The 15,729-nt window shown below is 64.4% G+C and carries 9 protein-coding genes; 3 read left to right on the top strand and 6 right to left on the bottom strand.

Annotated features, from left to right (window positions below; translation table 11 throughout):
• Positions 1–50 precede the first annotated feature (50 nt).
• Positions 51–1,529: a lysine--tRNA ligase gene (gene lysS / locus HPY44_10655; GenBank protein NSW56467.1), complete on the top strand. Its 1,479-nt coding sequence runs from the start codon at positions 51–53 to the stop codon at positions 1,527–1,529.
• A 30-nt stretch (positions 1,530–1,559) separates the two neighbouring features.
• A complete protein-coding gene (locus HPY44_10650) occupies positions 1,560–2,483 on the top strand; it encodes a decaprenyl-phosphate phosphoribosyltransferase (GenBank protein ID NSW56466.1) in 924 nt (307 codons plus the stop codon).
• Positions 2,484–2,491: 8 nt separating this feature from the next.
• On the opposite strand, the gene HPY44_10645 is transcribed toward HPY44_10650, so the two are convergent.
• The 4 genes from HPY44_10645 to HPY44_10630 are packed head-to-tail and all read right to left on the bottom strand — an operon-like array spanning position 2,492 to position 11,534.
• Positions 2,492–3,280, bottom strand: a complete 789-nt coding sequence (locus tag HPY44_10645) for a class I SAM-dependent methyltransferase (GenBank protein ID NSW56465.1) — start codon at positions 3,278–3,280, stop codon at positions 2,492–2,494.
• On the bottom strand, positions 3,280–4,842 hold the full coding sequence (locus HPY44_10640; protein ID NSW56464.1) for a DUF3604 domain-containing protein: 1,563 nt from the start codon (positions 4,840–4,842) through the stop codon (positions 3,280–3,282). Before HPY44_10640 ends, HPY44_10645 begins: the two co-directional genes overlap by 1 nt.
• Positions 4,843–4,864: 22 nt before the next feature.
• A complete protein-coding gene (locus HPY44_10635; protein ID NSW56463.1) occupies positions 4,865–7,810 on the bottom strand; it encodes a beta-galactosidase in 2,946 nt (981 codons plus the stop codon).
• A 19-nt stretch (positions 7,811–7,829) separates the two neighbouring features.
• Positions 7,830–11,534, bottom strand: coding sequence for a hypothetical protein (locus HPY44_10630; protein ID NSW56462.1), 3,705 nt, complete (start codon positions 11,532–11,534; stop codon positions 7,830–7,832).
• 142 nt (positions 11,535–11,676) lie between these two features.
• On the opposite strand from HPY44_10630, the gene HPY44_10625 reads away from it, so the two are divergent.
• Positions 11,677–12,684 carry a hypothetical protein gene (locus HPY44_10625; protein ID NSW56461.1) on the top strand — a complete coding sequence of 336 codons (1,008 nt, stop codon included), beginning with the start codon at positions 11,677–11,679 and terminating at the stop codon, positions 12,682–12,684.
• 84 nt (positions 12,685–12,768) lie between these two features.
• Here HPY44_10625 and HPY44_10620 read toward each other — a convergent pair whose 3' ends face one another.
• Positions 12,769–14,529, bottom strand: a complete 1,761-nt coding sequence (locus tag HPY44_10620; GenBank protein ID NSW56460.1) for a fibronectin-binding domain-containing protein — start codon at positions 14,527–14,529, stop codon at positions 12,769–12,771.
• A 5-nt stretch (positions 14,530–14,534) separates the two neighbouring features.
• The gene (locus HPY44_10615; GenBank protein NSW56459.1) at positions 14,535–15,674 is read right to left on the bottom strand and encodes an HAD hydrolase-like protein; all 1,140 of its coding nucleotides are present in this window, start codon (positions 15,672–15,674) and stop codon (positions 14,535–14,537) included.
• Positions 15,675–15,729: the final 55 nt, after the last annotated feature.

Genomic DNA, 15,729 nt, shown 5'->3' with positions numbered 1-15,729 from the left:
GCCTGTCATACCAACCGGCAAGGCGCCGGCCTGGGAAGGAATGAACCGACGTGTCGGAAGAGCTCGACCAGGTGCAACTGCGCCTGCAGAAACTCAGCGCACTGCAGCAAAGCGGGAATGACCCTTTCGCTATTCACCGTTTTGACCGCACTCATCTTGCCGCGCCCATTATCGAGAACTTCGCCGAGCTTGATGGGAAGCCGGTCGCCGTCTGCGGACGTCTCATGGCCAAGCGCGGGCACGGAAAAGCCACTTTCGCAGACCTCGTGGACGCATCCGGACGCATCCAGCTCTTCGCGAACCTGGACGGTCTGGGCGAGGCAAGTCTGCGCGCGTTCCAGGACCTGGACCTCGGCGATATCATCGGCGTGCAGGGCGAGGTTTTCCGCACGAAGGCCGGCGAGATATCGGTGCGCATCGTCGAATGGACGCTTCTTGCCAAGGCTCTCCAGCCATTGCCCGAGAAGTTCCACGGTCTGAGCGACACCGAGACGCGCTATCGCAAACGCTACCTCGACCTGATCATGAACCCGGACAGCCGGGAGGTTTTCACAAAGCGCGCGCGCATGATCCAGGCCGCCCGGGAGCTCTTCTACAGCCGCGACTTCATGGAAGTGGAGACGCCGATCCTCCAGCCGCTGTATGGTGGTGCGAACGCCCGGCCCTTCACCACTTACCACAACGCGCTTGAGATGACCCTGTACATGCGCATCGCGCCGGAACTGTATCTGAAGCGGCTTGTGGTCGGCGGGATGGAGCGGGTTTTCGAAATCGGCCGGGTGTTCCGCAATGAGGGCATCGACACGAGGCACAATCCCGAGTTCACAATCCTCGAGGCATACCAGGCGTACACCGACTACGAGGGCATGATGGAGCTGGTGGAAAGCCTTGTCTGCGCCATGGCGGAGGCGGCGAACGGCTCCCTCAAATTCACCTACCAGGGCATCGAAATCGATCTAACTCCGCCCTGGCGCAGGTGGAGACTGTTTGACGCTGTGCGCGAAATGAGCGGTGTGGACTTCGCCACTTTCGAGACCGACGAAGAAGCGCGCGCGGCTTGCGAAAACCTGCGCCTTGGCGACGTGTCCGATGCAACATACGCGGAGCTTCTCGATAAGGCCTTCGACCATTACGTGCAACCGCAGCTGCTCCAACCCACGTTCATCACCGACTACCCGGTGATTATCTCGCCGCTGGCCAAACGCAAGCAGGACGAGCCCCGTCTCACCGCCCGGTTCGAGCCCTTCATCGGTGGGCAGGAGGTCGGAAACGCTTTCAGCGAGTTGAATGACCCGCTGGATCAGCGCCGGCGGTTCGAGCAGCAGGTGGCTGCGGGGCGTGGGGGAGATGAGGAGGCCCACCCACTGGACGAGGACTTCCTGACCGCGCTGGAGTACGGTCTTCCGCCAACAGGAGGCCTCGGGCTGGGTGTCGATCGCCTTGCGATGCTCCTGTGCGACCGCCCGAGCATCCGCGAGGTCGTGCTCTTCCCGGTGCTTAGACCCGAGCGCCGGGAGCACGAGGCGTGACCGTTCACATCGTGCTGTGGGGTGAGTGCGATGAGCCTTCCGCTGAACCTGCTCAAGGCGATGCGGCCCAAGCAGTGGACCAAGAACCTGCTCCTTTTCGCAGCCTTGCTTTTTGCCAAGGAGTACGCCCACGCGGACTCGGTCTTGCGCGTTGTCGCGGCGTTCGCCCTTTTCTGCATATTGTCCGGAACGGTCTACCTGGTCAATGACGTCGCCGACCTGGAGCAGGACCGCAAGCATCCGCGCAAGCGCCTGCGGCCCATCGCTTCCGGAGCACTGTCACCCGCAACGGCGCTGGCAGCTGCTGCGATCCTGGCACCTATCAGTGTGGTGGGGTGCTTCCTCGTCTCAACCCCCACCGGCTTCGTCGCCCTGGCATACCTCGGGCTGACACTGAGCTATCACTTCATGCTCAAGCACGTGGTCATCCTGGATGCGCTCGCGGTCTCGGGCGGGTTCGTGCTGCGCGCCGTTGCGGGAGCGGAAGCGATTCAGGTGGAGATCTCGCCCTGGCTGCTCATGTGTACGCTCCTGCTGGCGCTGTTCCTGACATTCACGAAACGCCGGCAGGAACTGGTGGCCCTGGAGGAAGAGGCCCTCGCAACGCGGCAGATCCTGTCAGAGTACACGCCTGAGCTCTTGGACCAGATGATCGCGGTGGTGACCGCCTCGACACTCATGAGCTACTGCTTGTACACCATCAGCGATCGCACCGTGCATGAGGTGGGCAGCCGGGACCTCATTTTCACGATCCCCTTCGTCATCTACGGCATATTCCGATACTTGTACCTCGTACACCGACACGGTCAGGGCGAGGCTCCAGACCGCGTCCTGCTCACCGATGCCCCATTGCTGGCAACCGTAGCTCTCTATGTGGTAGTCGTCGCGGTCATCTTCTACCTGGCCAGTGGCGGGTTGGGCGGACCACTCCTCCCTGCAAACGGCAGGTACTGAGTCGCGCATTACCCTAACTCAATGACCCCGTACTCTACCCGGCTCCCGGGACCCGCCGCAATGCGGGTGACTGGAATCCGGCTCCAGAGTTCGGTGTTCCGGCGTTGTTTGATCACCACTCGCCGCCGGGCGACACGCACCGCCTCGCGTACCGCCTCTCCGCTCAGTGGCTCGCGCTCCGCCACGGCTCGCAGCGGCGCCATGCTCTGGGACTTCCTGATGGGCTCGTCGAAAATCGGATCGAAATAGACCAGATCGAAGGATCTATCAGCACACTTGGGCAGGTACTCCCTGTGGTCGACGTGGATCGCTTCGATGCGCCGCATGAGCGCAGTGAAGGCCTTGCTGACCGTCTCCATGCGCTGCAGACCCTGGATCGCGAGGAACGCGATGATCGGCGACTTCTCAAGTCCCACGACGCGACCGGACTCCCCCACCACCCACGCGCAGACGATGGCTTCCGCTGCAAAACCCAGGGTGCAGTCCAGCACGTGATCCCCCTCTCGCAGCCCCATGGCGGACACGAGGTGGTCGGGCTTGCCGCCTTTCATATTGCCGATGCGCATCTTCGCGAGATTCGGGTGGAAGAAGAATTCCAAGCCACTGGCAGGCTCGTGATACACATCTCTGGAGCCAACAACCAGCACTCCCTCGGCGCCTTCCTGTTCGCAGAGCTTCGCCAGGCCGCGGCGATTGCGGGGTACGACCCGCGCGCCCAGGAACTCCCCGGCTTCCTGTGCTCGTGCCAGGCTCTCTCCGGTGGCGCCTACCGAAGTGGTGACCACGATCTCGGTCATCAGCTCTGACTGCCCTCCACCCAGATCGGGCTCGACCATGCCATCTGGCCATTGAGCTGGCTTACCCGCAGATAATAGAAATGCTTGCCCCGCGGTCCTTCCGGGTCATCCCATTCCATCTCGAACCGATAACCCGCCTCGGGGATCGCCGTATGCCGCTTGACGATGTGTGCGTTGTGGTAGAAGACATCCGGGTTCTCCACCGTGTCCGGATCGATTCGGAACTGCTCCCGCACTCGCTCCCGCGATTCCTCGAGGAAGACGATAAGCGCCGACCGCTTCAGGGCTTCCAGGAGGCGGAAGTTCATTACCTTCCCATCAACCTCCAGGATTATCGGCTCGGCCACGGGGCTGCGCACTTCGAAAACGATCGTCTGCTGGCTGGTGGCGGTGACCGCCGGCCCCTGCCGGTCCTGGGTGGTGATCGTGAACTTCATCTCACCGTCGCTCACCCGGTCGATACGGTTGCCGTGGGTGGTGAAGCATCCTTCGGCACCGACAACCGACCCGCACGTTACGCGCAAGCTGCCCCTCCATTCAGCGCGCCCGGTCTTGAACCCGTGGAAGCCCGCCGGTCCCCAGCCGAATTCCACCGGGATCTTCGCGCGGATCGTCCCATGGGTCGGCGGTGTCCAGGTGCCATTGTGGCAGTGAGTGTGTACTACCCGGTTGTCCCGGATGACTTCGATGCGGTCCAGCGCCTGAGTGCAGTCGAGCTTCGCCCGCACCAGGCAGTGGCGCGGCTCGCGAAGAACGTCGCCCATGAACGTATTGTTGATTGCGAACATGAGTTGGATGCGGTCGCCCGTCACCCCGTATGTGCGCCGCGCTTTCAGGGCCTCCCACACGGCATCGCGAGTGAGTTCTGGAGCCCACAGGCCCATCAGCCCGGTTCCCCAGCGCCCCGGGAAACCGCTCCCGTTGTCCCCGGAAGCTATGATGCCGGTCCTGATACCCTGGGCCAGGGCGTCCTGGACCGTTCCGCCTGACACCCTCGGAGCCATCTGGGCGTTGCTGACCATTCCGAAGGGCGTGTTACAGCCCTCCGACGACCCGTGGCATGAGAAGATCTCGGTCACCGGGCAGAGCCGCTCGTTGTGGTGGCTCCAGTCCTTGCCGCGCTGTCCCACGAGGTATCCGGTGTGATGCGGGATGGCGATGGCCTGGTGCCTGTTGAGGTTCGCGAACAAGTGCTCAATCTCCATTGACAGGTCCAGCGGCGGGTCGTCCTCGTTGTAGAAAACGTTGCAGTCACCCCAGCGGGTGCGGTCGCCGGTCCACTCATACGCGGGGTATGAGATTAATTCGCCGGGGGCGTTGTACTCGCGCACCAGGCGCTTGACTAGTTCCCACTCTTCGGCGAACTCCGGCCGCATGCCCACCGTCTCCACATGGAGCCCCTCGGGCGTGTTGTAGAAAAAGGCCGGGTAGTAGACCGGCGGGAAAATGTCGATGTGCCCACGGGCGCTTTCGAAAGCCCGGCGCAGTACCTGCTCCCAGTCGCCCTCGGGCTGCCATTGCGGTTTGAACTGGGCGTGCATATCGCCCCAGTACAACTCCATGCGCGGTTCCTCCGTCTCAGGTTCACTTAGCCGGCGTGAGGTAAAGGCTCACCGTCTCGCCCATTCTCATCTCGAGGGTGATCTCATTGGTGCTCTCGGCTAGCTTCGCGCCGGTCACCAGATTCTCCACGTTTCGGGGAGGCCCGGGGATGCGCACGGTTTTCGTCCCGTCCGCAGCCGCGTGAACAGCGAGATACTGCCCGTCGGTGTAGAGACCGTCGCCGGTATCTAGCCAGATATGCGCGCCGCATTCCCGGGCGATATTGCGCCACAAGGGGATCGGCATAGCCACCGGCGCGCAGTAGATCACCGGAACACCGTCAACGATCTTCCGCCCAATGGCCACCTGTCCGCTGTCGGAGTAGCGCGCGATGGGCTCTGCTTCGGCGTCGATAATGGCGAATCGCGGTGACACGGTGGTCTCCGGGCCCAGCAGCGCACTGGCCTCAATGCCGGCCGCAAAGCGCGTTCCCGGTTCTATGCGGTATGCACCGCCGGAGCCCTCCGCCTGCACCTGAACCTGCATCCCGGTCACCCGCTCCAGCCGCGAGTGATCGAAGCCGGAATCGGTGCTGTAGCCGGGCGCGTACACCCACAGGACGGTGGCCCCCTCCGCCCGTGCCTTCTCTAACAGCTTCCGGGCCGTGTCAGGGTCCATGCAGGTCGCATTCAGCACCGCATAGAGCCTGTACGCAGGCAGTGCAGGGTTGCCCAGGTCCGACTTGAGGTACATGTCCCACGTCGCGCCCATCTCGGGCATCCTGGAGACGGTCTCCTGGACCATTACATTGGTGAGATTCGAGCGCCGATAGTGGGCATAGCTGCGCTCATCCACGAACAGCGCCACGTCCGCCGTGTACGGGCGGCGGTGGGTGAAGATGCGGCCGATGATTTCCATCTGCCGCCGGTAAGCGTCGAGCATGGGCTGCCCGGAGAACCACCCACCGGACATGTCGAACCATGACACCCCGGCCTTGCGGGTGACCACGTTTGCGAACTCTCGCCAGGTGGTGGCCACCGAATGCTCCGGCGTTTTCGTACGGCCATAGCCAGCCCCCGGGTCAGACAGGTACGACCGCAGGTCCGACTCGTCCAACCACAGTTTGCCGTGGAGTTTTACCGACTCCGTTGCGGACATGAAGGTGCTGGTCTCGCCGATGTTCCGGTGTGCGTACATCGGCGGGCTCATGAGGAAGTCGATGTCCGGGGATGCCAGAACCCGGGCCAGAGCATTGTGCCCGCATACCTGCTGCCTCGCGCCGTGGGCCGCCATGTAACCGTAGTAGGTGCCCACAATCTGCGACCCATCCACCGCTTCCTTGGTCGCCCGGGCGAAGTGGCAAATGGCATCGGCAATGAAGTCGCTGCTGTAGAGGTTGTAATCGATGACCTGCCGATCTTTCGCGGGGTCCAGGAGGAAATCCCCGGCTTCCAGGCGGCGTTCCGCGGGCGGCACAGCGGCGGTCGCGAAAGTCACTTCGGCGTTTCCCCAGGCCTTGCGGAGCGCTTCTTCCGTGCCGTACCGCTCACGCAGCCAGGCGCGGAAACCGTTGACCGCCGGCGGGCTGTAGTCGCACACAGATGCCTGCCAGGTGCCCCAGCTCTGCCACTCCGCGGTGTACCCGGCGTAGAAGATATACCCCAGGATTCGGTCCGCGTAAGGCGCCTTGCGCAGGTGCTCGATGAGCTTGCGCAGGTCGGCGGACATCTCCTGCATCCAGAGCTTCGATGCCATGGAACTGGGCCACCGGTCGCCGTTCGCGAGTACACAGCACTCATCCGGGTGCTGCTTCTGCCACCAGAGCGGCGCCACCACGCCGATGTGGGGCAGGAACCGGGCCTCGGGCACCGCTTCGAGGACGGTCGTGAAGTAGTCATCGAACCGCGCATAGTCATACTCGCCGTCTTCGCTGCGTCCAAGATCGCCTGCCACAGAGGCGCCGAACCAGTCCGAGAAGACGTGGATGCCCGTCTGGCGCATCTCACCGTGCAGCTTGCCGGCCTCGCCACCATGGTGCAGGTAAGTGATGAGCGGCTCCGCCTTGCCGTTTACGTAGAGGCAGGGGTCGCCGTTGAAGTCACGCACTTCGGTGACCGGCGGCGTCTGCTTGCCGACCATTGGGTTCACGACCCTCACCGGAGCATTCGCTTGCGCTTCGCCATCCAGTTCCAGGACCCGCGCGGTGACGGTCATGTCTCCGCCGAAGGAGTACTTTGAGGTCGGGAACAGATCCCGCAATCGCAGTTCATCCCGCGCCAGGTCAACCGGCAGAACGTGAACCTGCAGGACCCGCTTCGGCCCGGTGATGGCCAGTAGAAGGTTGCCTCTCTCTGGCCTGCCCTCGCCGCTGACAGCGCACGAGAACTCGGCCGGAATCCCCTCTCCCGCCTGGACTTCCGCCGGGACCTGGACAGTCGCCCCTTGCGCGGTCCCCCGGGGCTCAAGTTCGATGCCCAGTTCGCCGCCGGGCTCGGTGGACAGCGTCACCCGGTCGACCACCACCCAGCGCCCGTCCTGGTTGCCGGGGTCGATGCGCAGCATGATGACCTGCTTGTTGCGCCCACCCCACTGTCGGGCCTCGGCGGCCATGCCGGACTCGGTCCACAGCGCCTCGCGCAAATCGGCACGGTAGATGGCCCAGCCCTTCTTCACCGGGAGCGTATTCCCCAGGCCCCACAGACCATCGGTGCATTTGTAGTACACCGCCAGCGAGTCGGCGTCTTCGGAAGAGTACATGCGGACTGTGAGATACGGCAGTTCGCTCACATTGTGCCCCAGTTCGGGCATACGCATGTATATGTACGGGTCCCAGCTGGTCTGGCCGAAGACCAGCCCCTTGCTAACCCCGCCGCCTTCCACGTGATTCACGCTCATCAACTCGTCCGGAGAGTCGAAGTCCCAGGTGAGGTCTCCCCAGGCCGCCGTCACCAGAACCACCCCGATTGCAGCGATGAATCTCAGCATCATGTCCTCCCGGCTGTCATGCTCAGAAATCGAAAGACCAGAGCGTCTTGATGTACGCGGCTGGAATGGGCTGTACCGGGTTCGTCGCGATGAACTCCAATGCCTTCACCATCACCGGCACTGCCACATCCGGGTTGGGGTTGAACCCGCCCACGCGCCACAGCCAGCCCCAACCGTCCAGCCGGTAGCCGCCGATGAAGTCCTCACTTCGCCCGGCAACCAGGGCGACATGGCCGGGATCCTCGGGGCCCCGCGGAAGAGCGCGGTTCACGGGGCTCGTGAGGCGCGCGACGGCGCCGGCAAGATCAGCACCCAGCCACCGCTGCGCCCCGTCCGGCACGGTCAGCGGCTCGCCCGGGGCATCTACTTCTCCGCCGCCAATGGGCAGGCCCATGATGCCCATGCCCTGGGGGCCGACGGACTCGGATTTCCAAACGTTTCCGTCCTGCCAGATCGCATTGTAGAAGCTGTACCCGGCGGTTTCGCACCAGATCCCACCGCTGTTCACGTAATCCCGGATCGCGCTGAGCCCGTCCTTCCACCGTCCCGGTCCGGGCGAAGGGAAAGTCTCCCCGTACGGGTTCACAATGGCCAACCACTTGCGCGGCTCGGCCTTCAGTGCCTCATACAGCGCTTCGCTGCCGGTGATACGGACCACCGACAGTCCGAACTCCTCGGCAAGCCGCGACCTCTCCAGTGCACGCAACCAGTCTACCGGCTGAATGGACGTCCAGCTCGGACGTACGCCCGAAAAATCCAACACGCCGATGTAGGGCTTTTCTCCGGGCCAGTTCACCGGAGCCAGTTTGGCCAATTCATCCGGCGGCAAGATACGCTCCGCTCGCGGCCGCAAGGGGATGCTCACCGTCCGGGTTGCACCATCTGGGAGAGGCACGGTGACTTCCCGCGCCTCCCGCGAGTACACCCACACCCGGGTGCGCTGCCCATCTTGTTGCGACACGAACTCCACCGGCTCGCCGCCATCTTCCTTTTCAACGCATCCGGCGAGAACTCCGGGCGCGCTCGCCACAAATCCGTACGGAGCGATGCGTACGCCGTTCTCGACCCGTGCTGCCGGCCCCAGGTTCGCAGTGATCTTCACCGGCCCGTACTGCGCACGGATGATTCCGTCATCCGCGGTCGTGGGGTCCGGTCCGCGGTCATGTTCGAAAGACACCAGCGGCTCGCCCACGTATTTCGAGCAGACCGACTTCTGGATGCGATCCAGCCACTCCAGCCAGCCCCGAATCTGATCGCGGTCCAGCGAGGCCGCGCTGACTCGGTAGCTGAGCCCGAAACCCAATCCCAGGGTCCAGGAGAGCGTCTCGCGGTTGGTGACGAACTGCCCCAGGTCGTGGTGGACCATGGAGCACTTGTCATGAGCGATGTATTGGGCCACCGGGAAGACCGACCACGTCGATGGATGGTAGACGTATTTGGTGAGTTGCCGCCAGGTGGGGCCGCCTTCGGTGGGGACCAGACCCCAGCTCATGCCGCACAACTGGGCCTCGTGGTTCACCACCCGGTCCCAGCCGCTTTCGGTAGACAGCGGCTTTCGCTCGCAGTCTTCCTGGATCATGGAGATTAGCCCGGCGGTGTACGCGTCCACCGAGGGGGATGCGGGGTTGGTATCATACTGCCAGCCCCGCGCTCCGCACTGGTCCTGGAAGAGAATGTCCACGGGGTAGTCTTCACTGAACTGCCGGACCACTTCGCGATTGGCCGCCTGCACCGCCGGGTGCCAGTGGCAAACGGTGTATCCCGGGTTGTTCCCGTACTGCTCGTGAGACAAGCTCCCATCCAGCCGCTTGAGGAGCGGTTCTTCACCTTCTCGTTGGAAAGTCGGGCCCTTGGGGTCGTAGCACCACCAGGTGGGGTTGGTGTAGGGCATGATGAGGTGCCCCAGTTGGTGGGCCCGGTCGAAGAACGCCCGGAAGTCCGCACCCGTCCCGAAGTTGGGGTTCGGCGGGAGATGATCCGGGTATTGCTTGTCGAAACCGCCCTTCAGATACTCCGCGAAATGCAGCAGCGTGGGGACGGGGAGTCGGTCCAGGTATTCGGTCTTGTCCACGCAGTTCCCCGCGTAATACAAGAGGACGGCGTTGCGGAACTTCTCCAGCACTTCCGGGCTCATCTTTTCGTCGAGACGGCGCGAGATTCCGTTTGCTTGGCAGTACGCCGCAAGTGCAGCCCCGGGATCCGCGCCGACCTGGAGGATCACGGTCGGTGCGCTCCAGGCCTGCTCCGGTAGCACATAGGTCGCGAATGGCCGGTCAAAGTACCCGCCGCTCTGGTCGCCGCCACAGGCTAACCGCCCCGGGGTGAACCAGGATGGTGTGCCCCTTTCGGCCTGCCAAGGCTCATCCAGTAAGGGTTGCGCCCGGTAAACCGCGAGCTGGCCGCCTTCGGTCTCCAGATGGAAGAAGTCCGCGAAAGCTGCCGGGTAGGTGCTCTCGGTGCTCATGTACCGCATGGGCCGCATCTCGTAGAAGAACGGGTAGCCGCCCACTTCAAACCAGTTCCCGCCGGCTTTCACGTACTCGCCCACAGCCCTGACGGTGGCGTCCATCCCGCCCTCCTCGGGCACCGGAGCCCACTCGCCATACGGGTTCAGAATCGCCAGGAAGTCGCCGGATTGGACTGCCTGGATCATCGCAGCCGCGCTGTCGAGTTCCACGAACTCGATCTTGCCGGCCTTCACCGCGCCGACCTGCCGCAGTTCGTCGCGCCAGTCGTCTAGCGACACATCCGACCATCCGCCGCGCATGGGGGAGTTCACCAGCGCCAGCAGGCCGAGCTTCGTCCTGCCGCCGGGAGCTGAAGCAGCCAGGCGCTCCACTACCCGGCGGATCATGGCCCGGGACAGGTTCGCCTCATCGCGGCCCACACCGCCGCCGATACGCCACAGAAAGCCCTCTCCGCCGAGATGCGCCGCCGATAGGTAGGGGCCGTTGGGAGAATCTACCAGCACCAGGTCAACCTGCTCCCGGGTGGGGGGCCGATTCACGCGCGCCTGTGTGCCTTCGGCGCGATCGGCCACCGATGCCCCGAGCCACTCTCGGCCCTCATCCGTGACCTTCAGGGTCGTGGGAGGGTCCCTGTCCGGTCGCTGGTCCAGGGGGCCTCCGAGCAGCGCGATGTACCCCTTCGGACCGGATGCCTTGGGACTCCATCCCGAGGGTCGGTCCGTGGGCTGCTCGCTGAAGAAACGTCCATTCAGCGCCATTCCTACGGAGCTGTTACCATTGGCCGGGCTGATAAGCCGCTTCGTGGTCTTCGGGTCAAACCGCATGCGCGCAGGGATGGCGAAGTCCATGAGCACGGCTGTGTGGGGCATCATGCGGGCGCTCAGAGACACACCGTCCGCGGTGGCCCTCGCCCGGACCTCCACATCGATCTCCGGGCACCGATAGGCCAGCCGCAGACCGTCGCCATCCGGGGTCATCCGGAAGCTCTTGCTCGCGGCCGGCTGGGCGAAATCCGCGGCACTGATCACCGTCCCGTCCTGAAACTTCGCCTGCCACAGGCCGAACTCGCCGCTTCCCGCGATGGCCGGGCGCGATCCGATGCACACCCGCAAGATGGCCCCATCGCGCGCACCGAAAACCACCGAGTAGCCCTCGCCTGTAAGCGCCGCCCCCTCGGCCGTCCGGGTCACTGCCGAGCCGGCCGCTGAGCACATGAGCACCACCGATACCATTGCCGCCCAGAGCGTAGTCGCTTTCATTGCTTGCCTCCCTCGTGGTAGAAGAGCAATTCCCGCCAGGTCGTCGGTCGCCCTCCTCAGTCTGGGCAGAGGTTCGCGGCCCACTCACGGGGAAAGGGACACTCATTCCGCCCGAACGGGCGCTTGGAGGTCTGAGCCAAAGGTGACATCCCGCGAGATTGTGCGCAAGAGCCTGGAATTCGCGTCCCCAGACCGCATCCCCTACGCCATGGGCGGCGGTTTCCCCAGCGACGTCCGCCATGTCGGTCGTGCCGGGGCCCCAAACTCCCGGGCCCGCGGCTGGGAGCAAAAGCCCGATGGAACCTGGGAGATGATCGACGAGTGGGGCAACACCTGGGGTCGCTTGGAGAATATCACCAAAGGCGAGGTCACCCGCGGGGTGATCCAGGATGACTGGTCGCAGCTGGATGACTACGACTTTCCACGCGTCGATGATCCCGCGCTCTACCAGGCCGCGAAAGAGCGGGCAGCAGCCTTCCACGATGAAGGCTACTATGTTCTCGGTGGGACGAACTGGCCCTTCAATGTGGCCCGGTACATGCGGCGCATGGAGAACTTCCTGGCCGACGTTGCCGGAGAGCCGGAGCGGGTGCGCCGCCTGCTCGATCGGGTTGCGGATGTGGTAGAGGCCGAGATCATCGGTCTGGCAGATGCCGGCGTGGACGGGATCATGACGGGGGAAGACTGGGGCACCCAGGACCGGCTTCTCGTATCGCCACGGTCATTCCGTGAGATTTTCAAGCCCGTGTTCAAGCGCCTGTGCGATGTGGCCCACTCCCGCGGCCTTGCAGTCTGGTTCCACTCCTGCGGCTACGTGAAAGACGTGATCGCCGACTGGTTGGAGGTCGGGATCGACGTTTGCCAGTTTGATCAGCCAGAACTGCACGGGATCGACTTCCTGGCCGAAAACTTCGGCGGGAAGATGCATTTCTGGTGCCCCGTGGATATTCAGACGACCCTTCAGACCGGGGATGCAGCGATCATCGAGGCCGCAGCCTGGGAGTACGTGGACAAGCTGGCGGCGAAAGGAGGCGGGTTCATCGCCGGCTACTACGGTTCCAACGAAGCCATCGGCGTGGACCCGGAGATGCAGGCGGTGGCGTGCAGAGCCTTCATGGCGGCGGGCGATCCTCCCCCGTGGCGGCGCTAAGGAACCCCGGGGGATCGGCCAGGGCCCCGCTGGACGACGGGCACCTTTGCCATCAGCAGCGGCACCACTGCTAGCGGGGCGCCATCAGCACGCACCCGATCCCGATTTCGGTCCCTTCGGCCGAACTGTGACCGTCCGGAAATCGGTATAGGTCACGAATCCCGGCGGGGCTCCGGGAGGTTTGCGCAGGTGCCGGGCCTGGGTGTAGTTGACATCAGCCCGGCTGTCGGTGCGCCACTTGCTCAGGCCCGCCGCGAGTTCCGCCGCCTCTCGAATAGTGTTCTCCGGGACGCTCTCTGGCCGTCCGTTCGTGCGCACCACCACGTGAGCGCCAGGGCCCTCCTTGACGTGGAACCAAAGGTCATCCGGGTTCGCCGCCCGCATGACGGCGTCATTCTGCGGCCCGGTTCGCCCGTACAGGATTGCAAAGCCGTCACTCGATTGGGTGCGTGCCGGCTCCACCGCCCCCACCCGCGGCGGCCTGCTTCGCTTTCGGGCCTGGTCGCCCACGTAACCCTCTCGCAACAGTTCGTGCTCGATCTGATCCAGTTCCTCAGACGTCCGCGCCAGGGCGATCTGCTCCAACACGCCTTCCAGGTAGCCGCGCTCCATCCTTGCTTGCTCCAGCAACGGCGGGACGCGCTCCAGGATGCGCTGGGCCCGCTTGTACCGCGCGAACAGCGCTTGTGCATTCTGCTGGGCTGAGTAGTGTGGATCGAGACTGAGGGTCACCTCCGGAGCGTTCGGCTCGTAATAGTCGTTCACCGTCACTTCCGCCGCCCCCGCCGGGATTGCATGTATATTCGCGAGAATCAGCTCGCCGTGCCGCCGGAGCTTCCCCGCATCCCCGGCTTCGCTCAGCGCTCGCAGGCGCTCGTTTTCCCGTGCCTGGGCCTTCTTGAGCGCCTTGCCGGCCAGGCTCCTGAGACGCTCCCTGCGGTCCCCGACCGTCCGGGCGACCTGCCGCAGGTGCACCAGTTCTTCCAGCGCTTCGGACAGGTCATCCGTCTCCACAGGCACCAGTTCGGGGTGGCTGATCAGCCGGATTGGCCACGCGAATTCCGGGAGCTCCGGCCGATCTTCACGGATGTATACGTATCCCGGTCCCTCGGCCTCTGCCACCCCGAGGAGCTCCTGCATTGCCCGGCAGACTGCTTCTGCCCACGCCGGCGGCAGATCCGCGGGCCGAGCCTTCGGGTCCAGCCCGCTGCGCGCGCAGGTCTCGTCCAGGAAGATCTCGCTGGCGCCCATCAGCGTGGCCCGCAGCATGTCCCAGACCGTTTCGCCCGAGCCGGTCGCGCAGATTAGCCGGTCCGGGGTAACCACATGCGGGTCGATGCGGTCGAAGGTCGGCGGCGGCACGTACTCCAGCCCCGGCAGCGTCTCGCGATAGCGGTTCGTCCGCGCGGCAACGTGCCTCGCGCACCCGGTGACCTCACGGTCCCCATCAAGCAGGATCAGGTTCGAACGACGCCCCATGATCTCGGCCACCAGGGTGGCTCGCGAGTGCGGTCCCAGGCCCGCGCAGTTGGCGAAGTCGATTTCCAGGACTCTGTCGAACCCCACCTGCCGGCAATCAGTGATCGTTGCGCCGCGGATGTGTTTGCGCAACAGCTCGTTGAAGGGGAGTTGGATCACCGGCGATGGCTCCGCATCCCTGCACAAATGGACGCGGCCGAACTCGGGCGACCAAGACAGCAGCAGGAGCGGCCTGGGCAGCCGGCGCCGCAGTTCCAAGGCAACCTCGCTGCCGGACACTGCAAACACACGCTGTACCCGGGTGCCCGTTGCCAGGCGCCGGATGTCTGCCGCGATTCGCTTCAGTGTCAGGGAGTCGAATGCCATTGCGCTCAGCCCGGCACCTTTTCGATGCCCAAGAGCACAGGGATGAAGTCGAGGCTATGCACGACCGCCTGGCATTCGGTGTGCTGCGCGGTACGGAATGCGCTGGTCTCCCCGCGATCAACCCAAACCGCGAAGATGCCCTGCCGTTGCGCGCCCGGGAGCTCTTCGCTGTCACCGTCGCCCACGTAGACCACTTCGCGCGGGTCTGCTCCGAGACGCTCGCAGGCCAGAGCGTAGATCGCCGGGTCCGGCTTGCGCATGCCAACGACGCACGACAGCACCGGGTCGGGCACGAACTCGGCCAGCGGTGATTCCAGCCACAGCGGTGGGGTCTCGGGGGAGCAGTCGCTAATCACCTGCACCGGCACCTCGGCTTCGCGCAGACGTGCCAGCGCCTTGAGTGCGTCCGGGTGCGGGTTCATCAGATGCTCCCGGGTATACGCCGCACGGATGTCCGCTGCCTGCCGAACCGTATCTGCGCTTACCTCGTGCCCGAGCCGCCGTGCTATGTCCGCGAGATTCTGTTCCAGGTTTGTCCACTGTCCTTTGGTGCGCATCGCGGCATCGGCCCGGAACGTGTCCCGAAAAATCTCGCGCTCAATGCCCAAGGCATCCGCGCAGTCGTCGAGTACCGCGAAGTAGCTGGCGCGGTCGAACACTGGCACCAGCGTGCCGAACAGGTCGAAGATAACCGCGCGCCGGCCCGCAAGGGTGAGGATCGGCACCGTCGGGCCGTCCAGTTCCCGCGGGCTGATGAAGAACTTGGCCGTTGAGGTCGCCGCCGTCGTCCCGTCCGCGAGCATCAGCAGACCTTCGGTTTCTGCGAACTTCCCGCGCACCCGGGAGAACCGGGCTTCCACCCGAAGGGGCTCGCCAATGGGGATGCGTGCTTTCAGCCGCACGGTCATCTCCGCCGTGACCGCGTCGAACCCGCGCCGATAGATGAGGTGGGTCATCACTTCGTCCAGCAGCGTTGAGGTGATGCCGCCGTGAAGGATATCCGCCCAGCCCTGGTGCCACTTCTCGGGTGTGAAGGTGCAGACGCAGGAGTCGTCTTCGAGGTGGATGTCCTGCAGGTGCAGGCCGTGGGGATTGTGATGCCCACAAGCGAAACACCACCGGTCGTCCTTGAGAAGCAGTTCCATGGCTCGCCTCACCAGATTTGCCGATCATCACACACTGCTCTCCGAAGCAGTGCCA

It is taken from the genome of Armatimonadota bacterium (assembly GCA_013314775.1).
In the GTDB taxonomy this organism is placed as follows: Bacteria; Armatimonadota; Zipacnadia; order Zipacnadales; family JABUFB01; genus JABUFB01.
The sequence above is the reverse complement of the archived record's forward strand: the minus strand, read 5'-3'. Positions and strand labels throughout refer to the sequence as shown.

Coding starts and splice junctions, on each gene's coding strand:
- HPY44_10650 (NSW56466.1), top strand. CDS start 1,560: ATGAGCCTTCCGCTGAACCTGCTCAAGGCGATGCGGCCCAAGCAGTGG.
- HPY44_10645 (NSW56465.1), bottom strand. CDS start 3,280: ATGACCGAGATCGTGGTCACCACTTCGGTAGGCGCCACCGGAGAGAGC.
- HPY44_10640 (NSW56464.1), bottom strand. CDS start 4,842: ATGGAGTTGTACTGGGGCGATATGCACGCCCAGTTCAAACCGCAATGG.
- HPY44_10635 (NSW56463.1), bottom strand. CDS start 7,810: ATGATGCTGAGATTCATCGCTGCAATCGGGGTGGTTCTGGTGACGGCG.
- HPY44_10630 (NSW56462.1), bottom strand. CDS start 11,534: ATGAAAGCGACTACGCTCTGGGCGGCAATGGTATCGGTGGTGCTCATG.
- HPY44_10620 (NSW56460.1), bottom strand. CDS start 14,529: ATGGCATTCGACTCCCTGACACTGAAGCGAATCGCGGCAGACATCCGG.
- HPY44_10615 (NSW56459.1), bottom strand. CDS start 15,674: ATGGAACTGCTTCTCAAGGACGACCGGTGGTGTTTCGCTTGTGGGCAT.